Origin of the sequence: Tabrizicola sp., from assembly GCF_041919135.1 — a bacterium.
Lineage (GTDB): Bacteria > Pseudomonadota > Alphaproteobacteria > Rhodobacterales > Rhodobacteraceae > Tabrizicola.
In genome coordinates this window covers 19,584-39,009 of sequence record NZ_JAYRUJ010000001.1, presented here as the reverse complement: position 1 = coordinate 39,009, position 19,426 = coordinate 19,584, and the positions used below count along the sequence as shown (strand labels likewise).

General features: G+C 70.0%; 16 protein-coding genes. 7 read left to right on the top strand and 9 right to left on the bottom strand.

Annotated features, from left to right (window positions below; translation table 11 throughout):
• Positions 1–26 precede the first annotated feature (26 nt).
• The 3 genes from ACE3UA_RS00175 to ACE3UA_RS00165 form a co-directional block, all read right to left on the bottom strand.
• Positions 27–1,589, bottom strand: a complete 1,563-nt coding sequence (locus ACE3UA_RS00175) for a CRTAC1 family protein (protein WP_374641275.1) — start codon at positions 1,587–1,589, stop codon at positions 27–29.
• Positions 1,586–2,893 (bottom strand): vanadium-dependent haloperoxidase, encoded by a 1,308-nt coding sequence (locus ACE3UA_RS00170; RefSeq protein WP_374641273.1) that lies wholly within the window; start codon positions 2,891–2,893, stop codon positions 1,586–1,588. The genes ACE3UA_RS00175 and ACE3UA_RS00170 overlap by 4 nt, the downstream gene beginning before the upstream one ends.
• Before the next feature lie 67 nt (positions 2,894–2,960).
• A complete protein-coding gene (locus ACE3UA_RS00165) occupies positions 2,961–4,343 on the bottom strand; it encodes an NAD(P)/FAD-dependent oxidoreductase (protein WP_374641271.1) in 1,383 nt (460 codons plus the stop codon).
• Positions 4,344–4,535: 192 nt separating this feature from the next.
• Between ACE3UA_RS00165 and ACE3UA_RS00160 the strand changes: the two genes are divergently transcribed.
• The 7 genes from ACE3UA_RS00160 to ACE3UA_RS00130 all read left to right on the top strand — a co-directional run bounded on the left by ACE3UA_RS00160 (position 4,536) and on the right by ACE3UA_RS00130 (position 13,586).
• Positions 4,536–5,411 (top strand): LysR family transcriptional regulator, encoded by an 876-nt coding sequence (locus ACE3UA_RS00160; protein ID WP_374641269.1) that lies wholly within the window; start codon positions 4,536–4,538, stop codon positions 5,409–5,411.
• Positions 5,412–5,544: 133 nt separating this feature from the next.
• Complete coding sequence (locus tag ACE3UA_RS00155; RefSeq protein WP_374641267.1) at positions 5,545–7,101, top strand: ABC transporter substrate-binding protein; 1,557 nt, start codon at positions 5,545–5,547, stop codon at positions 7,099–7,101.
• Positions 7,101–8,060, top strand: a complete 960-nt coding sequence (locus ACE3UA_RS00150; RefSeq protein ID WP_374641265.1) for an ABC transporter permease — start codon at positions 7,101–7,103, stop codon at positions 8,058–8,060. Before ACE3UA_RS00155 ends, ACE3UA_RS00150 begins: the two co-directional genes overlap by 1 nt.
• Positions 8,061–8,063: 3 nt before the next feature.
• Positions 8,064–8,891 carry an ABC transporter permease gene (locus ACE3UA_RS00145; protein ID WP_374641263.1) on the top strand — a complete coding sequence of 276 codons (828 nt, stop codon included), beginning with the start codon at positions 8,064–8,066 and terminating at the stop codon, positions 8,889–8,891.
• Complete coding sequence (locus ACE3UA_RS00140) at positions 8,888–10,501, top strand: ABC transporter ATP-binding protein (RefSeq protein ID WP_374641261.1); 1,614 nt, start codon at positions 8,888–8,890, stop codon at positions 10,499–10,501. Before ACE3UA_RS00145 ends, ACE3UA_RS00140 begins: the two co-directional genes overlap by 4 nt.
• 34 nt (positions 10,502–10,535) lie before the next feature.
• Positions 10,536–12,536: a CocE/NonD family hydrolase gene (locus ACE3UA_RS00135; protein WP_374641259.1), complete on the top strand. Its 2,001-nt coding sequence runs from the start codon at positions 10,536–10,538 to the stop codon at positions 12,534–12,536.
• 351 nt (positions 12,537–12,887) lie between these two features.
• A complete protein-coding gene (locus ACE3UA_RS00130) occupies positions 12,888–13,586 on the top strand; it encodes a spermidine synthase (protein ID WP_374641257.1) in 699 nt (232 codons plus the stop codon).
• 19 nt (positions 13,587–13,605) lie between these two features.
• Here the strand turns inward: ACE3UA_RS00130 and ACE3UA_RS00125 are convergent, their stop codons facing one another.
• From ACE3UA_RS00125 to ACE3UA_RS00100, 6 genes are all read right to left on the bottom strand, one after another.
• Positions 13,606–14,547, bottom strand: a complete 942-nt coding sequence (locus ACE3UA_RS00125) for a mechanosensitive ion channel family protein (RefSeq protein WP_374641255.1) — start codon at positions 14,545–14,547, stop codon at positions 13,606–13,608.
• 286 nt (positions 14,548–14,833) lie between these two features.
• Positions 14,834–15,340 (bottom strand): hypothetical protein, encoded by a 507-nt coding sequence (locus tag ACE3UA_RS00120; protein ID WP_374641254.1) that lies wholly within the window; start codon positions 15,338–15,340, stop codon positions 14,834–14,836.
• A gap of 260 nt (positions 15,341–15,600) precedes the next feature.
• Positions 15,601–16,917, bottom strand: coding sequence for an acetamidase/formamidase family protein (locus ACE3UA_RS00115; protein ID WP_374641252.1), 1,317 nt, complete (start codon positions 16,915–16,917; stop codon positions 15,601–15,603).
• Between the two features lie 38 nt (positions 16,918–16,955).
• Positions 16,956–17,942: a biotin-dependent carboxyltransferase family protein gene (locus tag ACE3UA_RS00110; RefSeq protein WP_374641250.1), complete on the bottom strand. Its 987-nt coding sequence runs from the start codon at positions 17,940–17,942 to the stop codon at positions 16,956–16,958.
• The gene (locus tag ACE3UA_RS00105; protein WP_374641248.1) at positions 17,935–18,618 is read right to left on the bottom strand and encodes an allophanate hydrolase subunit 1; all 684 of its coding nucleotides are present in this window, start codon (positions 18,616–18,618) and stop codon (positions 17,935–17,937) included. Before ACE3UA_RS00105 ends, ACE3UA_RS00110 begins: the two co-directional genes overlap by 8 nt.
• Positions 18,618–19,367, bottom strand: a complete 750-nt coding sequence (locus ACE3UA_RS00100) for a LamB/YcsF family protein (RefSeq protein WP_374641916.1) — start codon at positions 19,365–19,367, stop codon at positions 18,618–18,620. The genes ACE3UA_RS00105 and ACE3UA_RS00100 overlap by 1 nt, the downstream gene beginning before the upstream one ends.
• Positions 19,368–19,426: the final 59 nt, after the last annotated feature.

Sequence of the window (19,426 nt, the reverse complement as noted above, 5' to 3'; positions counted from 1 at the left end):
GTGGCGCAAATGTGGCGTGGCATGGATCAGTCCGGTTGCCAAGGCGTCGGCGGCCGGTCGGGGTGCAGGATGTGGAAACCCCCCGCTTTCAGGCCTTGCCAATCGCCCGCGCGGCCGTCGGGCCAGATCACCCGCAGCTCGGCCGCCGTCTGCGCCCCGAGGCCGAAATGCCGCCAGCCCGCCGCGCCCGAGGCATGGCCGCCCCCCGCCGCGATCTCGTGCCGCTCGACCGTATCGCCGCGCCGGATCTCGACCACCGCGCCGATCGCGTCGCGGTTCGTGCCGTCCTGCTGCAAGCGGATCTGCAGCCAGTTGCCCGCAAGCGCGCCGGTCTGCCGCCAGAGTTCGGCCCGCGCCCAGCGGTTGACCACCACCAGATCCAGCGCCCCGTCCAGGTTCAGGTCCACCAGCTGCGCCCCCCGCGCGATGCCCATGCTGGCGACGCCGGCGCGGTCGCCGACCTCCAGGAAGGTGCCGTCCTCTTGTCCCAGAAGCAGGTTGTTCGGATCCTGCGCCGCGAAATCCGGCATCTCGGCCACGTTGCCCTTGGCCACGAACAGGTCCAGCCGGCCGTCGTTGTTCACATCGGCGAATTGCGGGTGCCAGGCGGTCGAGGGCCGCGTGTCGCCCCCCGCATAGGGCCGGTGCGCGGTGATGCCCGACTTGAAGGCCAGGTCGGCGTAATCCGGCAGGCCCGAGCCCGTGTCCTTCAGCACCTGCAACTTGTTGTCGGCCATGCTGGTCAGGAAATAGTCGGGCCAGCCGTCGCGGTTCACGTCCGCGCTGGCGATGCCCATTCCCCAGATGCGCAGGCGCTTCCAGCCCTCGGCCTCGGTATAGAGGCGCGGCGGCTGGCCCGGCTCCAGATGCCAGAGCTGTTCCTGCCCGCCCTTGTAGTATTCCCGGTCGTTCGACACCCGCAGCGCGGGCCGGCCCGAGCGGTTCCAGTCGGTGAACAGCATCGACAGGGCGCAGAAGGAAGGGGTCAGCGGGACCGGCGGGGCGAAGCCCTGACCCCTTGGCCGATGCAGCCAGTTGTCGGTGCAGGAGCCCCAGGGAAAGGCCTCCTCCTGCCGGTCGATGTAATTGCCGATGGCCAGGGTCGGCCAGGTCTCTCCGCGCTCCCAGATCGCGGCGAAGGCGGTGGACCAGGCAGTGCCGCCGTCGAAGCCCCAGGAAGCATTGGCCACCTCGAAGCGGCAGTCGCCGAGGCCCCGCATCAGCCGGTTCTCGCCCTGCCGCAGCAGCACCAGATCCATGATCCCGTCGCTGTCCACATCCAGCGGCCAGGCCCCGAGCACCGCCTCCTCGGCCAGCGCATCGGTCTTCTCGAAGGCCAGGGGGCCGCCCTGGCGGCTGCGGTTCAGGTAAAGCGCCGCGGGCGCGCTGCCGCCCGACAGGAACAGTTCGGGAAAGCCATCGCCCGAACAGTCGAAGGCCGCCACCCCGCCGCCGACCATATAGTCCCAGTCGCCCTGATAGGCGGTGTCGATCCCCGCCGCGGCGCCCTCCTCGGTGAAACGGGGCAGTTCCGGCTCGGCCAGCGCCGGGCCGGCGAATGCGAGGAGCAGCCCCAGCGCGGGCCTCATGCGGTGATCCGCAGCGCAAGCGCGTGGGCGCCCACGCAGCGGCCCTGGTCCAGGCCCCTCTCGACGGCGAAGCGATAGTGGATGCCGCCGTAAAGCCGCGAGATCGCGGCCTCTTCGGCGGCGGCCCAGAAGCCCGGGAAGGAGCGGACCGGCAGGCCGTCGTCGGCATGGGTGGCGTCGTCGAAGGCGAAGTCCTCTCCGAAAAGCGCGGTCAGGACGGTGGCGGCGGCACCCGACTGGGTGGAATGGCCCGAGGGATATTCCGGGAAGGGCGGCGTGATCAGCAGGGGCTCCCAATCCGGCTGGATCACGCGGCGGATATAGGTGACGGGGCGCAGGAGGTTGACCTCGAACTTGGTCTGCCAGCAGGCGATGAACCCGTCCGCCACCGCCACGCCCAGCAGCGCCAGCGCCCCGGCCAGCCGCTCGGCCGGGAGCGCGTCGCGTTCGGCGATGTCCAGCAGGATCGCGATCCAGTGCCCCGGCGGGGTCGGCGACAGCATCGGGTCGTCCGACCAGAAGCGCGCGATCAGCCGCTGCTCCTCGGTCAGGCCCGCGACCGCATCCCGCACCTCGAGCGCCGCCAGGTAGAAATCGGAATCGGGTGCCTCGGAATAGGGCGGGGGCGGGGGCAGGGCGCAGGCATTGCTCGCGGGCATGGCGAAGGGCCGGACCTTGCCCCAGTCGGGCAGGAGCGGGGCCTGCTGCTGGCGGATCAGGCTGGTCGGCACCCAGTCCTGCGGCGCGGTCCCGGGGATATAGTCCTGCGGAAAGCCCATGTTCGCGATCACGGCCCCGCCATCGGTCGCGGCCCAGGCAAGGAGATGCCGGGCCAGCGTCGCGCCATGGGCGGCGCTGCGCGCCACGACATCCGCCGACACCCCCTCGGCCGCCTTCGCCGCCTGTTTCCGCGCCATCGCCGCCATGGCCCGCTGCCCGGTCGGGCCGGTATTGCCGAACAGGACCGGCACCGCCTCGGCCAGCGCCGCCTGCATCACCACCGCCGCGTCGAACGCGCCTTCGCCGCGAGCGGGCAGGGGGGCAAGACCGTTCAACTGCCCCGCCAGGCTGACCAGGGCCGGATCGCCGGAGGCCAGCACCTCATGCGCCGTCACCCCCAGGCAGGCGAAGGCGCGGCTGGCCACGGGGGGCGAATAGGTCGCGGTGTGGCGGACCAGTTCCAGGATCAGCCGGTGCCAGTCGATCAGCACCTCGCAGCACAGCTGCCCCCGATCCGCCGCCAGCGCGGGCCGGGCGGCCATGGCCAGCGACAGCGCGATGAAACCCCGGCGGTTCAGCTGCATCGGTTCCTCCCAGGATGCCCGCACCGCCGGTTATGACAGGCGCTAACATTCCGGGCAAGCGTGTCGCTCAACTGCGCCCGGTCAGCCAGTTGCCGAAGGTCGCCAGCCTGGACGGCCCGGCGCCGGGGCGCGCCTCGCGGCGGTCGGCGGCGTTCAGGAGCGCATACATCCCCTGCACGCCCAGCCAGCGGAAGGGCTCGCCCTCCCATGGCTTCACCCGGCGGTTGACCCAGGGCAGATGCACCAGGTCGCTGTCGCGCCCCAGCACCAGGTCGGCCAGCGTCCGCCCCGCGAGGTTCGAGGTCGAGACCCCCACGCCGACATAGCCCCCCGCCCAGCCGAGGCCCGTCGCCGGGTCCAGCCCCACGGTCGCGCACCAGTCGCGCGGCACGCCAAGGACGCCGCACCAGGCATGGTCGATCCGCGCCCCGGAGGCCGCAGGGAAATGCCGGCGCAGGATCGCCTCCAGCCGCCGGATCGTCTCGGCGTCCGGCGCGCCGTTCACATCCAGCGCCGAGCCGAAGCGATAGGGCACCCCGCGCCCGCCCACCGCGATCCGCCCCTCGCGCGTGCGCTGGCAGTAGCAATAGGCGTTGGCCATGTCGCCGACGATCTCCTGCCCCTCCCAGCCGATCCGGTCCCAGATTTCCGCGGGCAGCGGCTCGGTCACGATCTGGGCCGAGTTCAGCGGCAGCCATTCGCGCCCGTGTCCCGGCAGGCTGGCGGTGAAACCCTCGGTGCAGCGCAGGATCACCGGCGCGCGCACGAGGCCCCGGTCGGTGGTGACCAGACCCTTCTCATAGCCGGTGACCGTGGTCCCCTCGACCAGCCGCACCCCCAGCCGGTCCACCGCCCGCGCAAGGCCCCGGACCAGTTTCGCGGGCTGGACGCGGGCGACATTGCCGACCACCATCGCCCCCAGCGCGCCGGGAATGTGGATCCGGCCGGAAAGCTCCTCGGCCCCGATCTCGTAGACCCGCTCCTCCTCGCCCCAATGCTGGCGCTCGGCGATCTCGGCCCGCATCCGGGCCAGCTGCGCGGCATTGGTCGCGACCGCCAGCTCGTCGGTGCGCTGGATGTCGGCCTCGATCCCTTCGGCCCCGGCGACGCGGATCACCTCGTCCACGGTGCCGCCCATCGCCTCGACCATGGCGCGCACGGCGTGTTCCGAGGAATTTTCCAGGTAGCGCCGGTGGTTCCAGGCGAAACCGCCGCTCAGCCAGCCGCCGTTGCGCCCCGAGGCCCCGAAGCCGGCGAAATCCTTCTCGATCACCAGCACGTCAAGGCCGGGATGCGCCTGCTTCAGGTAGTAGGCCGCCCAGAGCCCGGTATAGCCCGCCCCGATGATCGCCACATCCGCCGTCGTATCCCCCGCGAGGCAGGCGCGCGGATAGGGCAGGCCGATGTCGGCATACCAGAACGAAACATCGCCGATCTTCGTCTGTCCCACGTAAATCAACCGTGAATTCTGCTCATGTCCCTGCATAAGGCTTCAAATACTATAGACAAGGCCGATAACCGGGCCGATCCCAGCCCGCCCCGCCCGCAGCCTGTCGTGCGCGGGCGGCAGCCTGGTCCATTGCCGAAATCCGGGCCGCGCTCTATCAGCGTCCGATGGACCGGGCGCAGGGAGGTCGCGACCTTGGAGACGGACGGAATCCCGCCGCTGAAATCGCTGATCGCCTTCCAGATGGTCGCACGCTGCGGCAGTTTCTCGGATGCGGCGGCCGTTCTGGGCCTGACGCAAAGCGGGATCAGCCGGCGCATCCTGCGGCTGGAGGAGGATGTGGGGGTCGAGCTGTTCGAAAGGAGCGCCTCGGGCGTCGTGCTGACCCGGATCGGCGCCGACTACGCGCAGGAGGTGGCGGCGGCGCTGGATGTGCTGACCAACCTCGGGGACAGGTCGCTGAAGCGGCAGGCCCAGGGACGGCTGACGCTCTCCTGCTCGCGCGCGGTGGGCGAGCTTTGGCTGGTGCCGCGCCTGTCCGCCCTGAGCGCGGAATTCCCCAATCTGGAACTGAAGCTGCGCGTCGACGACAATTCGTTCCTGCGGCGCGGCGACGACTACGACCTTGCCATCGCCTTCCTGCCCAGCCCGCTGCCGGACCGCACCCTGGGCCAGCTGGGACGCGAGGAGATGGTGCCAGTCATGGCGCCCGCGCTGGAGCCGCTGGTCCGGCAGGCGCAGCCGGTCATCCTGGCGATCGAGGAGACGCTGAAGGAATGGACGGACTGGGGCAACTGGCTGTCCGAAGCGGGCGTCACCCTGCCCGAGACCGTGCGGCGCTGGAAGCTTTCCGATTATGACATGGCCATCCGGGCCGCGCGCGACGGGCTGGGGGTGGCGATGGGCTGGACCTGGCTGATCCGCGATGAGCTGGCGGCGGGGCGGCTGGTGCAGGCGCATCCGCATGTCCTGCTGGGCCGGGGCGGCTATTACCTGTTGCGGCCGTCCGAACGCCACATGCGCCAGCTGGCGCGGCGGGTGGCGGACTGGCTGATCGCCAGCAACCGCTGAACGGTTTCAGGCAGTTGGACCGGGGGGCATGTAGCCATGACTATTTGTCATTTGCACTCGGAAATTATGACAAGTTAGCCTTTCCCCGAGGTCCCCTGGCGAGTCTGGCCGGGAGGACAGGAGGGGGGACGACATGACGAGCAATTCCAAGGGGCTGATCCTTGACCGCAGAAGCCTGATCGCCGGCGCCTCGGCGCTGGGCCTTGCGGGCATGTTCGGCCGCCCGACCTGGGCGCAGGAAACCCCGGTGCGGGGCGGCGTCTTCATCATGGGGATCGGCGGCGGCTCGACCACCGACGACTTCGACCTGCGCAAGCTGACCGACTGGGTGCCGGTGAACCAGGCCTATATGGTGATGAACGGCCTCGTCGAGATCGACAAGGACAACGTGGCGCAGCCCGAGCTGTTCGAAAGCTGGACGGCGGCGGAAGGTGCCGTGGAATGGACCTTCAAGGTGCGCCAGGGCGTGACCTTCCACAACGGCAAGACGCTGACCGCCGATGACATCGTCTATTCGCTGAACATCCACCGCGGCGCCGACACGACCTCGGCCGCGCGGTCGGTCGCGGCGGCGTTCAAGGACGTGGCCAGGGTTTCCGACAGCGAGGTGAAGATCACGCTGGAAAGCGGCAATGCCGACCTGCCCTATGTCCTGTCCGACTATCACTTCCTGGTGGTGCCCGAGGGGTTCCAGGACTGGTCGAACCCGATCGGCACCGGCCCCTTCACCCTGGAAAGCTTCGAGCCGGGGGTGCGGGCGCGGTTCCTGCGCAACGAAAGCTACTGGAAGCCGGGCTGCGCCAACGTGGACGCGGTCGAGGTCATCGTGATCAACGACATCGCCGCGCGGACCAATGCGCTGATGTCGGGCCAGGTCCATGCGATGAACGGGGTCGATTTCAAGACCGTCGACCTTCTGTCGCGGGCCCCGAACCTTCAGATCGTGCGTTCGGCCGGCGGGCAGCATTTCACCTTCCTGATGGATTGCACCCAGGCGCCCTTCACCGACAACAACATCCGCATGGCGATCAAGCATTCGATCGACCGCGAGCAGCTGTTGCAGACCGCCCTTCTGGGCAACGGCCGGCTGGGCAACGACCATCCGATCCCCAGCACCGACCGCTTCTACAACAGCGAATTGCCGCAGCGCCCTTACGACCCGGAAAAGGCGAAGTTCTACCTGAAAGAGGCCGGGCTCGACGCGCTGAAAGTCACCCTGTCCTCTTCGGACGCGGCCTTCACGGGGGCGGTGGATGCGGCGGCGATCTACCGCACGGCTGCCGCGGCGGCCGGGATCGAGGTCGAGGTGAAGCGCGAGCCCGCCGACGGCTACTGGGACAATGTCTGGATGAAGGCGCCGTTCTGCATGTCCTTCTGGGGCGGCCGTCCCACGGCCGACCAGATGCTGACGATCGCCTACCAGTCGGCCTCGGCGCAGAACGACACCCGCTGGGCGAACGAGGAGTTCGACAAGTTGCTGGTCGAGGCGCGCGCGCTGCTGGACGACACCCGCCGCCGCGAGATCTACTGGCGCCTGCAGGAGCTGATCAGCAACGAGGGTGGCGCGATGATCCCGATGTTCGGCGACTACCTCGACGCCGTCTCGACCAGGGTGAAGGGCGTCGGGCCGCATCCGATGTTCAACCTGATGGGCGCCCGGATGGCCGAGAAGATCTGGCTTGAAGCCTGATGACCCGCGTCGTCCTCGTGCGGCTGGGCTGGGGCCTCCTGACTCTGTGGTTCGTCTCTGTCCTGGTGTTCGCCGGGACGGAGATCCTTCCCGGTGACGTCGCCGCCGCGATCCTTGGCCAGAATGCCACCCCGGAATCCCTGGCCGCCCTGCGCGAGACGCTGGGCCTCGATGTTCCGGCGGTCCAGCGGTATTTCGGCTGGCTTGCGAACTTCGTCCGGGGCGACCTCGGCCAGTCGCTGACCAACCGCCAGCCGGTTGCCGAACTGCTCTGGCCGCGGTTCTGGAACACCATGGCGCTGGCGGCCTATGCGGCGGCGGTCTCGCTGCCCCTGGCGGTGACGCTGGGCATCCTTTCCGCCGTCTGGCGCGGGTCGGTCTTCGACCGTGCGGCCAATGTGGTCGCGCTGGCGACGGTGTCGCTGCCGGAGTATTTCCTGGGCCTGCTGCTGATCCTCCTCCTGTCGGTCCATACCGGGCTTCTGCCCAGCCTTGCCGATACCTATGACGGCATGGGCTTCCTGGCCTGGCTGAAGGCCACCACCCTGCCGATGATCGTGCTGACCCTGGTGACGGTGGCGCAGGTCATGCGGATGACGCGCACGGCGGTCCTGGGGGTGATGGACCAGCCCTATATCGAGATGAACTATCTCAAGGGCCTGCCGAACAGCCGTGTCGTGCTGCGCCATGCGGTGCCGAACGCGGCCGCGCCGATCATCAACGTCATCGCCTTCAACATCGCCTACCTGATCACCGGCGTCGTGCTGGTCGAGGCGGTCTTCAACTACAACGGCCTTGGCCGGTTCATGGTGGATGCGGTCTCCAAGCGCGACCTGCCGATGGTGCAGGGGGCCGCGATGGTCTTTGCCGCGACCTATATCCTGCTGAACATGATGGCCGATATCGGCGCCATCGCGCTGAACCCGCGCCTGCGCCATCCCCGGACCCTGGAAAGCTGAACCATGGCTGGCACGACCCGAAAACCCCCGCTGACCGGCTGGATCGGCCTTGTCCTGATCGCCTGCAACCTGGCCGTCTTCCTGGCCGGTCCCCTTCTGGCCCCCTACGGGCTGGAGGAGACGCTGGGCGCCCCCTTCGCCGCCCCCTCGGCCGAGCATCTGCTGGGCCTGGACCAGAACGGCCGCGACATGCTTTCGCGGATGCTTTACGGCGCGCAGCTGTCGATCGGGGTCTCGCTTCTGGCCGTGGGCCTTTCCTTCTCCATCGGCGTGCCGCTGGGCGTGCTGGCGGCGATCCGCGGCGGGATGGCCGACATCGCCATGTCGCGCACCGTCGACGCGATCATGAGCGTGCCGGTCCTGATCTCGGCGCTGGTGGTGCTGCAGGCGCTGGGCTCCAGCCTGCCGGTGCTGATCATCACCATCGGCCTGCTGGATTCCACCCGCGTCTTCCGCCTGGCGCGCATCCTGGCCCAGGGCATCAACGCCATGGAATATGCCGAGGTCGCCCGGCTGCGGGGTGAGGGTCTGGTCTGGATGATCCGCAAGGAGATCCTGCCCAACATCATGCCGCCCCTGGTGGCCGAGTTCGGGCTGCGCTTCTGCTTTACCTTCCTGTTCGTCGCCGGCCTGTCCTATCTCGGCCTTGGCGTGCAGCCGCCCTTCGCCGACTGGGGCGGCATGGTGCGCGACAACCAGCAGGGCATCCTCTACGGCCTTTACGCCCCCCTGTTCCCCGCCGCCGCCATCACGCTGCTGACGATCGGCGTGAACCTTGTCGTCGACTGGCTTCTGGCCGGGCGGACCACCGTTCAGGGAGAGAACCGTTGAGCGACCTTGCGGACCGCGTGCTTTCCATCCGCGACCTGCGCGTCGTGGCCCCGAACGGCGCCGTGCTGGTCGACGGCATCTCGCTTGACCTGAAACGGGGCGAGGTGCTGGGCCTGATCGGCGAATCCGGGGCGGGCAAGTCCACCATCGGGCTTGCGGCCATGGGCTATGGCCGGGGGGGCTGCCGGATCGCGGGCGGGCGGATCACCCTGGCCGGGACCGAGCTGACGCAATCCGGCAAGGCCGTGCGCGAGGCCATGCGCGGCGCGCGCATCGCCTATGTCGCGCAAAGCGCGGCCGCCGCCTTCGACCCGTCGATGCGGCTGGACCGGCAGATCATCGAGGCGCCGGTGCAGCACGGGGTGATGACCGCCCCCGAGGCCCGCGCCTGGATGCTGGAGCTGTTCCGCGCCCTGCAACTGCCGAACCCCGAGACCTTCGGCCTGCGCTATCCGCATCAGGTTTCCGGCGGCCAGCTGCAGCGCGCGATGATGGCGATGGCCATGTCCGCCAAGCCTGACGTCCTGGTCCTGGACGAGCCGACGACCGCGCTGGACGTGACCACGCAGATCGAGGTCCTGGCCCTGCTGCGCGACACGATGCGGCGCTATGGCACCTCGGCGCTGTATATCACCCATGACCTTGCCGTGGTCGCCCAGATCGCCGACCGCCTGATGGTCCTGCGCCATGGCAAGGAGATCGAGACCGGCGCGACCGGCGAGGTCCTGCAGGCCACGAAAGCCGAGTATACCCGCAGGCTGGTGGCCGAGCGCGAAGGGTCGCTTCGGCCCGCGCCAGGCGGGCAGAAGGCCGGGGACGAGGTGCTGCTGGCGCTGGAAGGCGTTTCGGCGGGCTATTCCGGGCTGAGGATCCTGAACGACGTCTCCCTTTCGCTGCGGCGGGGCGAGACCCTGGCCGTGGTGGGCGAATCCGGCTCGGGCAAGTCGACGCTGGCGCGTCTTGTCGCGGGGCTGCTGTCGCCCGCCTCGGGCCGCGTGACCTTTGCCGGGCGGGCGCTGGAGGGCAGCTACCGCAAGCGCGGCATCGCCGGGCTGAAGGCGATCCAGATGATCTATCAGCTGCCCGATGTGGCGCTGAACCCGCGGCAGACCGTGGGCGAGACGATCAGCCGCCCGCTGTCCTTCTACCGCGGCCTGAAGGGCGCGGCGCTGCGCGACGAACTCCGCCGCCTGCTGTCGCTGATCGGCCTTTCGGACGACTTCGCCGACCGCCTGCCCGGCGCGCTCTCGGGCGGGCAGAAGCAGCGCGTCTGCATCGCCCGCGCGCTTGCGGCCCAGCCGGACCTTCTGATCTGCGACGAGGTGACCTCGGCGCTGGACCCGCTGATTGCCGAGGACATCCTGAACCTTCTGCGCCGGTTGCAGGACGAACTGGGCATGACCTACCTCTTCATCACCCATGACCTCTCGGTCGTCCGCCGCCTGGCCGAGCGGACGGTGGTGATGCAGAAGGGCCGGATCGTCGAGGACCGCCCGACCGCCGAACTCTTCCAGACGCCCCGGGCGGCCTATACCCGCACGCTTCTCGAATCCGTGCCGGAGCTGCGCCAGGACTGGCTGGACGACATCATGGCCCGCCGCGCGCGGTGAGGCCGCCCTAGCTGAATTTCCAGGAAGGACCGAGATGAAACCTGAAGTGATCGAGCATGTCTGGATCCCGATGCGCGACGGCTGCCGGCTGAGCGCGCGGCTCTGGCTGCCCGGCGGATTGTCCGGGGCCAAGGCGCCGGCGGTGCTGGAATACATCCCCTACCGCAAGCGCGACGGAACCCGTGGCCGGGACGAGCCGATGCATGGTTTCTTCGCCGCGAACGGTTTCGCCTCGGTCCGGGTCGACATGCGCGGCAGCGGCGAGTCCGAGGGGCTGATGGCCGACGAATACCTGGCGCAGGAGCAGGAGGATGCGCTGGACGTGATCGCCTGGATCGCCGCGCAGCCCTGGTGCAGCGGTGCGGTGGGGATGATGGGCAAGAGCTGGGGCGGGTTCAACAGCCTGCAGGTGGCCGCCCGCCGCCCGCCGGCGCTGAAGGCGATCATCACCGTCTATTCCACCGACGACCGCTTCCGCGACGACATCCACTACATGGGCGGCTGCTTGCTGACCGACAACCTGTGGTGGGGCAGCATCATGCAGGCCTATCAGGCCCGCCCGCTGGACCCGGCGGTGGTGGGCGAGGGCTGGCGGCAGGACTGGCTGAAGCGGCTGGACGCGATGCCCTTCTTCCCGGCCGTCTGGACCGGGCACCAGAGCTATGACGCCTACTGGCGCCATGGATCCGTGCAAGAGGACTGGTCGGCGATCCAGTGCCCGGTCCTTGCGGTCGGCGGCTGGGCCGACAGCTATACCAACGCGGTTCCGCGCCTCTTGCAGAACCTGCAGGTGCCGCGCCGGGGGATCATCGGCCCCTGGGGCCATGTCTATCCGCAGGACGGCACGCCCGGCCCCGCCATCGGCTTCCTGCAAGAGGCGCTGCGCTGGTGGCGGCACTGGCTGGCGGGCGAGGAAACCGGCGTGATGGACGAGCCCATGCTGCGCGCCTATGTGAACGACGCCGTTCCGCCGGTCGGCTCGCGCCCCCACCAGCCCGGCCGCTGGGTGGCCGAGGCGGAATGGCCCAGCCCCGGGATCACGCTCCACGACCTGCACCTTGGCGGCTCTGGCGAACTGGCGCCCGCGCCGGGGGCCGGGGCGAAGCTCGCGATCCGCTCGCCGCTCTGGCATGGCACCGCCTCGGGCGAGTGGATGGCCACCGGCTGTCCCGGCGAGATGCCGATCGACCAGCGCGTCGATGACGGCGCGGCGCTGCTGTTCGAGACCGCGTCCCTGACCGAACCGCTGGAAATCCTTGGCGCGCCCGAGATCGAGCTGCGTCTGGCCGCCGATGCCCCGGTTGCGCAGGTGGTGGTGCGGCTGTGCGATGTCCTGCCCACGGGCGAGGTGCTGCGCGTCAGCTTCCAGGTCCTGAACCTGACCCACCGCAACGGCCATGCCCGGCCCGAGCCGCTGATTCCCGGCCGGTTCGAGACGGTGAAGGTCACGCTGAACGCCTGCGGCCACCGCTTCGCGCCCGGCCACCGGATCCGCGTCGCGGTCGCCACCAGCTACTGGCCGCTGATCTGGCCCACGCCGACCCTGGCCAGCCTGACGCTGGACACGGCGGGCTCGGTCCTGCGGCTGCCCTGCCGCAAGGGCGGGGACGGCCCGGTGGCGATGCTGCCCGCCGTCCACGGCACCGATGCGCCGATCACCCAGGTCGACCCCGGCCGCATCGCCCGCTGGTCGCGGATCGACCACCTGACCGGCGAATCTGTCTATGTGACCGAGGGCGAGGGCGGCCTGTTCGGCGAAGGCATCCTGCGCTTCGACGAGATCGGCACCACGCTGTCGCACAGCCTGCGCCGCGAGTTCCGCATCCGGCCGGACGACCCGCTCTCGGCCCGCTACCTGCTGACCCAAAGCTACGAGATGGGCCGCGAGGGCTGGCGCAGCCGGACCGAGACCGAGACCCTGATGACGGCCGGGGCCGATAGCTTCACCCTGACGTGCAAGATGAAAGTGCAGGAAAACGGCGAGACCATCTGGACGCGAGACTGGTCCGAGACGGTGCCGCGCGTGCTGATCTGACCCGCGCGCTTCCTTCCCCGGCGGGATGCGCCGGGGAAGGGGCCGACCGGAAGGGCCGGATCCCGCGCTCCGGAAGGGGCGGGGGATGAACCGGCGCGGGGCGGTTGCCTTTTCCGCCCGCCAGCCTAGGATTGCGCGGCATCCGCGTCGGGATGTCCTTTTCGGACGGGCTGGGACATGACTGCTCTTTCCAACCTCCCGGCCCTCTTTCCCCTGCTGGTCGGCTTCAGGGCAAACAATGTCTGAGGGTTGCCGGATCGCCCGAGGCGCTTGGCAACCCCGATCCGACCCCAGCCCTTGATAGCCCCTGCGCCACCCTGCGGGGGCGCGTGCTTTCCTGCAGGAACCGACATGACCTTATGGACCACCCTTGCCCGCGCCGGGACGGCGTCGGGAGATGACATCCTCTTGCGCCAGCGCGGCCCGATCTTCGAGATCCGCTACAACGGGATCGAGCTGATGTCGAACCTCAACCACCAGTCCGAGGACCAGCTGGCCCTGCGCAGCCTGCGCCGGATGGACTTTCGGGCGCAACGCATCCTGATCGGCGGGCTGGGGCTTGGCTTCACCCTGCGCGCGGTGCTGGACCTTGCGCCCGCCGCCGCCCGCGTCACCGTCTGCGAGCTGATCCCCGAGGTCGCGCAATGGGTCCGTGGCCCGCTTGCGCATCTGGCCGGGGATCCCCTGGACGATCCGCGCACCGACCTGCTGGTCCAGGACGTGCAGGCCCATCTGGCGCACAGCCGGGCGGCCTATGACCTGATCCTGCTGGACACCGACAACGGCCCGGACTGCCTTGTCCGCAGCGGGAACACCGGGCTTTACAGCGACTCCGGCCTGGCGATGGTCGCCGAGGCCCTGACCCCGGGCGGGCTGGCGGTCTTCTGGTCCGCCACCGCCTCGCCGGGGTTCGAGCGCAGGCTCTCGGCCCATCCCTGGGCCTGGCTGCGCGAGGAGGTCGCGCTGGTGCCGGGGCGGGTGGATGCGATGCATCACATCTACAGCTGCAGCCGCGACGCCGGCCTTCTGGGGCTGCGCAAGGCCGCCTGAACCTGTCGACGGCGCCAGGTCAGCGCACATCCATCTTGACCGGGGGGCGTTGCGCGCAGGGTCCCCCGGTCGCCGTGCCTTCGACCGGGGCGCAGAACACCGGGACCGGGCGCGGCGGCAGGGCCACCCCGGACTCGCGCAGGGCCGCGTCGACCTCGCGCCAGACCGCATCGCGGCAGTCGAATTCCTGGTCGAACCGGCCGACCCAATAGCGCAGCGCATAACGGACGCCATCGGGCTCGATCGCCTGGATCCGCACGTCCGGCGGCGGCGATTGCCGGATCAGCGGCGCATTCCGCAGCGCCTTGCGCAAGAGATCGGCGCCCGCGGCCACCGGCGTGGCATGGCCCAGGGTAATCTCCACCTGCGCCCGGAACTCCGGGCTGGGCGCGCTGTAGTTGACGATCCGCTGCCGCGAGATCTGGCTGTTGGGCAGGATCACATAGGTGGAATCGCGCGTCAGAAGCCGCGTCGTCCGCCAGCCGATCTCGATCACCCGGCCCCGCGCCAGCCCCTCGATATCCACCCAGTCGCCGATCCTGAACGGCGCCTCGAGGCCAAGCGCGATCCCCGACAGCGTATCGGCAACCACGTTGCGGATGGCAAAGCCGAACAGCGCCAGCACCACGCCCGAGCCCGCCAGCGCGCTTCCGGCGCTGTGGCCCAGCATCAGCAGGATCCCCGACACGACCGCGGTCAGGTACAGCAAGGCCGAGACGAGATCGCGCAAGAGCCGGGGCACCGGCCGGTTGCGCGGACGCAGCCGGGTAAAGAGCAGGTTCGCAAACCGGCTGAAAAGCCAGGCGATGCCGATATAGGCCGCCATCTGCAGGATATTCTGTCCTTGCGGGCCGATTGGCGCGACGTCGAACCGCCGGCCCGCCTCGGCCGCCGCAAGGTTCACCCCGGCGATGCCGAGCAGGACGAGCGCGGGCGCGATCAGGGGGCGCAGCTTCTTCATGGCTTGCTTCGGGGCGGGCGCAGGGTGGCGTTTGCCTTGTCACGTCCGGGCGGATCGGGCGGCTTCCCGCGACCCGGAGACGCGACCCCGGCCCTGGCCGGTCCGAACCGGGCCCGGCAAGAGGGGCAGCGCCCGGCGGCGGCGCGGGGAACGGCGGCGCCACATTCGGCGCAGTGCGAGGGTATCAACCGATGCAGCACGGCATGTCCTTGTGAATCCGGGCCTGCGGCCGCACGGGCGAGACGCAGGGGCTTGAATGGAAAGAGGCTGATGGGGCGGGGAACGCTCAGCCGAACGCCGGCCCGTCCGTGGCGCTGTCGGGCCCGACGGCCAGCACCCGGACCTCGCCCGCGACGCCGCTGCCGTCGAGCAGGCGCATCCGCTGCCCGACCCGCATCCCGATCAGGGTGACGCCGGAAAAGGTGCCGACATGCAGCTGGTTGCGCCGGTGATCCTCATAGTCGAAGTGATAGAGCAGCCGCGTTTCCTGGCGCCGCCCGATGGCGAAGGTCACGAGAGAGGTTCCCGTCACGACATCGGGGGGAAGCTGGTCCGGGTCCACGACGGTTGCATCCAGCATCTTCGCGCGGATCAGCCGCGCCAGCCGCATGAGCAGCGGGCTGCCCAGGCTTTCGTAGCGGCGGCGGTGTTCGTTCAGCCGCCAGTAATCCGTGCGGCCCAGGATCGCGCGGATCGGACGCAGCGCGGCGACATCGTCCGTCGCGGCGGCCAGGTGGCGATCAGGAAGATTGCCCGCGCCCAGTGGCTGCGGGACTTCGGGATGGCAATGCATGACGACTCCTCGCGGACCCGGTCCGCTGGCTGACCTCGACCTGGGTGGAAGCTGCCCCGGGGAGAGGCGTCAGCAGGCGACGGCCTCTGCCCGGGGCAAGGTATGGTTCAGCAGCGAACCGGAGAGGATCCGGAACCTGACCAGAGGAATGATCGTCAACATGGCCTCAAGGTAGGCTTCCGGCCGGGCGAAGACAAGCCTGCCGGCCGGAACGGGGGAATAGACCGGGACTGTCGCCTTTCCGGCACAGCCCCGGGCGATCAAAGGCCGTATTGCTCGCGCGCGTAGCCGCCAAGGCCGACGGCATCCAGCCGCGACAGGGGGGCCAGGAAGGTCACCTGGATCACCCCCGGCGCGCGGCCGATCTCGATCGCGCCGTTGACCGTGGCGCGGTTGCGCACCTCGGGCACGGTCATTCCCAAAAGTTTCGCGGCGCGCTCCAGCCCGTTGGCGATCGCGTCGTTCAGGTTCGCCGCCGTGCCGATGACGCTGACCGGGGCCATGGGTTCAAGCGCGCCCACCCCCCATTTCTCGGCCAGCCGCGCCCCCTTGGCGCGTTCGGCCGCGGTGAAGGGGCGGGCCATCGGCGGCAGGTCCTCCTCCAGCGGGAACAGCACCGGGCCGTCGAGCGGGTAGTTCTTCACCACCTCGACCTGCAGCGTCACGCTGCCCGCCACGTCCATCGTATGGCCCGCGATCTCGCCATCGCCCTGGCCGGCGTGCATGTCGCCCATGTAGACGCCCGCGCCCCTCACCTTGACCGGCGCGATCAGGATCGCGCCGGGGCGCACGGCGTCGATGTCCATGTGGCCATCGGTCTTGTGCTGCGCCAGCTGCTCGGCGGTGATGCCATAGGCATGCGGCGCGCCGACCAGGAAGGCGCCGAAGTCGCCGGCGTTGTGGCTGTCGGGCATGGCCATCGAGGGGCAGGTGCCGAGCTGGCCCAGGAAGGGCCGCATCCGCACCAGCGTGCCGGGCATGTCCGAGGGCGCGAAGGTCAGGATCGAATGCTGGCGGCTGCCGTCGGGCAGGGCGGCATAGTGGTTGGCGTCATGCGCGATGGTTTCGGCGGCGGCCCTGGGCAGGGTCAGGCCGACGGCGCGGGTGTCGTCGAAGGTGACGGTATAGCCGTGGACGATCTCGAACGGCTTCACCGCATTGCCGCATCTGTCGCATTTCACCGCGTCCTGGCCGATGCCCTCGACATGGGTCTCGGGCCAGACCGTGTCGCAGACCGGGCAGCGCGCGGCGACATAGGGGTCGCCCAGGCAGAACCCCTCGGGCGAGCTGTCGTGGCCGGATGCGGTGGCGATCGAGGTCACGGTGATGTCGCGGATGCGGATGGCGATGCCGTCGCCGGGTTCGGCCCCGTTGACGAAGACCGGGGTGGTGACCTCGTGCCCGCCGCGCAGGCGCGGGGTGATCATCGGGCCCCAGCAGCCCGGTGCGGTATTGGCGATGATCGTGCCGCCGTTCTCCACCGGCCCCAGCATCGGCGCGGCGGGGTCAAGGACGCTGTTGGTGAATTCGGATACGACGACGCTGCGGCGCGCTGCTGCGGGGCTTCCATCCGGCATGACATCCTCCTGGTTTCGACCTGCGGTCCGAGAGTAGATCAGGGGGGCAGAGATGCAAGCCCGTCGCCAAAGGGGCCCGCGCCCCCTGCCGCCCTTGCCAGGGTCTCGCGGTAGCGGTGCCGCCGCCCGGCCTCGGCGCGGGCGATCTGCACCGCCTCGGCCGGAGAGACCACCGTGAAGCGCAAGAGGTCGCGCGGGCGCAGCTGCACCATGGCGTCAAGGTCGCAGTCCAGCACCGTGGCGATCTTGGGATAGCCCCCGGTCGTCTGGTGATCGGCCAGAAGGACCGAGGCCACGCCATCCCCCGCCACCTGCACCGAGCCGCGCAGGGTCGGTTCCGACAGCATGTCGAGCGCGGCTTGCGGCGCGACCTGCGGCCCCGCCAGCCGGACGCCCATCCGGTCCCAGGCCTCGGTGATCCGCCAGGGGGCGTGCAGGAAGGTATCGAGCGTCTCCGGCGCGAAGAAGCGGTCCTGCGGGCCGATCGTCACGCGCAGATCCTGCCTTGGTCGTGCGAAGACGGGACAGGGAAAGGCGCCCTCGCGCACCGCGCGCGTCCCGGCGACCCTCCAGACCTGCCCGGCCGTCAGCCTGCCGCCGCCAAGGCCGGACAGCGCATGTGTCGCGGCCCGTCCCAGCCAGAGCGGGCTTTGCAATGCCCCGGCAAAGGCCAGATAGCACCAGCTGCCCCAGTGTCCCGGCCGGATCGCCAGCCTCTCGCCGGCCCGCAGCGTGGCCACGGTCCACGAGCCGCGCCGCGATGCGCCATGTTCGACCACGAAGCCGCCGCCGGCGACGGCAAAGCCGACCTCGCCGGACTGGCAGGTCAGGACAAGGCCGCCGAGCGAGACCTCGATGGCCGGGGCGTCCGGCGGATTGCCGAGCGCCAGATGGGCGGCCGCGAAAGCCTGCCGGTCCAGCGGCCCCGAGGCAGGCACGCCAAAGCGCATCAGGCCGGGACGCCCGGCATCCTGCACCGAGACATGCGGACCGGCGAAAGCGACGGCAAGGACAGCCTCAGCCATCGCGCCCCGCCTCGAACTCGGCCCGCGAGATGCGCCGGAAGCGCACCGGATCGCCGACATCGAACAGGAAGGGCCGGGCGGGATCGCGGGTCAGGATCCGGGTGGGCGAGCGGCCGATGACCCACCAGCCGGTCGGCATCGTGAGGGTGGAGACCAGGCATTGCGGCCCCGCGATCAGGACGCTTCCCCCCGGAACGCCGCGTTGCGCGGCCGGCTTGCGCGGCAGGTGCAGGGATGCGGGCACGCCCGCCAGATAGGCATAGCCGGGGGCGAAGCCGTACATGTAGACCTCGTAGCGCCCCGCCAGATGCGCGGCGATCACGGCTTCGGCCGAAAGCCCCGTCATCCGCGCCACTTCGGCCAGATCCGGGGCAAGGTCGGCGTCATAGCAGACCAGGACCTCGCGCGGGGTCGGGGGGCGGGGCAGAAGGGCGTGGGACAGAAGCGTTCTCGCATGGGCCTCGACGGCGGGATGGTCGGTCGCCAGCGGGTCGAACCGGATCATCAGGCTGGCATAGGCGGGCACCGCCTCCTGGAAGCCGGGGCAGGGGGCGGCGGCAAGGGCGGCATCCAGGGCCAGCACCCGGGCATGGATTCCGGGGTCGATCCGCTCGCCGAACTCGACCAGAAGGCCGTGCTCGGCGACCAGGACGAAGCAGGGGAAGTCCCGTGGCATCAGCCGAGGAACGGAGCCAGGGTCACGCCCGCCGCCTGCAGTCGCTGGCGGATCGCCCGCGCCATCTGCAGCGCGCCGGGGCTGTCGCCATGGATGCAGACCGATTGCGCGGCAAGCGGGACCGGCGCGCCGCCGATCACCGGCATCCGGCCGCTGTCCAGAAAGCCGATCAGCCGTTCGGCGACCTCCTCGGCATCCTGCAGGACGGCGCCGGCCTCGGTGCGCGGCAGCAGCCGGCCGTTGGGCAGATAGGCGCGGTCGGCGAACACCTCGGAAAAGACCGCGATCCCCGCCGCCCTTGCCGCCAGTTCCAGTTCCGTGCCCGAGATCGCCAGGACCGCCATTCCCTTCGGCACCGCCGTCAGGATGGCCTCGGCCACGGCGCGGTCGTCGGCGGCCAGATTGCCCAGGGCGCCATGCGGCTTGACATAGCGCAGCTGCGCCCCCGCCAGTCCCGCCACCCCCGCCAGGGCGCCGATCTGCGCCGCGACCATGCGCGCGATCTCGGGCGGGGACATCGGGATCACGCGCCGCCCGAAGCCGATCGGATCGGCATAGCCGGGATGGGCGCCGATCACGACGCCGCGCTGCGCCGCCCTGCGCAGGGTCGCGAACATCGTCTCGGGATCGCCCGCATGGCCGCCGCAGGCGATGTTGGCCGAGGTGACCAGATCCAGCATCGCCGCATCGTCACCCATCGCCCAGGGTCCGAGGCCCTCGCCCAGGTCGGAGTTCAGGTCGATCCGCATCAGGTCCCCGGTTGTTCGCGTCGGCTGCGGGGCATGATAGGCGAATCCGCTGTGCTTGA

Bases quoted from the DNA above. Each gene is read 5' to 3' on its own strand.
- ACE3UA_RS00175 (WP_374641275.1), bottom strand. From the start codon at position 1,589: ATGAGGCCCGCGCTGGGGCTGCTCCTCGCATTCGCCGGCCCGGCGCTG.
- ACE3UA_RS00170 (WP_374641273.1), bottom strand. From the start codon at position 2,893: ATGCAGCTGAACCGCCGGGGTTTCATCGCGCTGTCGCTGGCCATGGCC.
- ACE3UA_RS00155 (WP_374641267.1), top strand. From the start codon at position 5,545: ATGACGAGCAATTCCAAGGGGCTGATCCTTGACCGCAGAAGCCTGATC.
- ACE3UA_RS00150 (WP_374641265.1), top strand. From the start codon at position 7,101: ATGACCCGCGTCGTCCTCGTGCGGCTGGGCTGGGGCCTCCTGACTCTG.
- ACE3UA_RS00145 (WP_374641263.1), top strand. From the start codon at position 8,064: ATGGCTGGCACGACCCGAAAACCCCCGCTGACCGGCTGGATCGGCCTT.
- ACE3UA_RS00135 (WP_374641259.1), top strand. From the start codon at position 10,536: ATGAAACCTGAAGTGATCGAGCATGTCTGGATCCCGATGCGCGACGGC.
- ACE3UA_RS00130 (WP_374641257.1), top strand. From the start codon at position 12,888: ATGACCTTATGGACCACCCTTGCCCGCGCCGGGACGGCGTCGGGAGAT.
- ACE3UA_RS00125 (WP_374641255.1), bottom strand. From the start codon at position 14,547: ATGAAGAAGCTGCGCCCCCTGATCGCGCCCGCGCTCGTCCTGCTCGGC.
- ACE3UA_RS00120 (WP_374641254.1), bottom strand. From the start codon at position 15,340: ATGCATTGCCATCCCGAAGTCCCGCAGCCACTGGGCGCGGGCAATCTT.
- ACE3UA_RS00115 (WP_374641252.1), bottom strand. From the start codon at position 16,917: ATGCCGGATGGAAGCCCCGCAGCAGCGCGCCGCAGCGTCGTCGTATCC.
- ACE3UA_RS00110 (WP_374641250.1), bottom strand. From the start codon at position 17,942: ATGGCTGAGGCTGTCCTTGCCGTCGCTTTCGCCGGTCCGCATGTCTCG.
- ACE3UA_RS00105 (WP_374641248.1), bottom strand. From the start codon at position 18,618: ATGCCACGGGACTTCCCCTGCTTCGTCCTGGTCGCCGAGCACGGCCTT.
- ACE3UA_RS00100 (WP_374641916.1), bottom strand. From the start codon at position 19,367: ATGCGGATCGACCTGAACTCCGACCTGGGCGAGGGCCTCGGACCCTGG.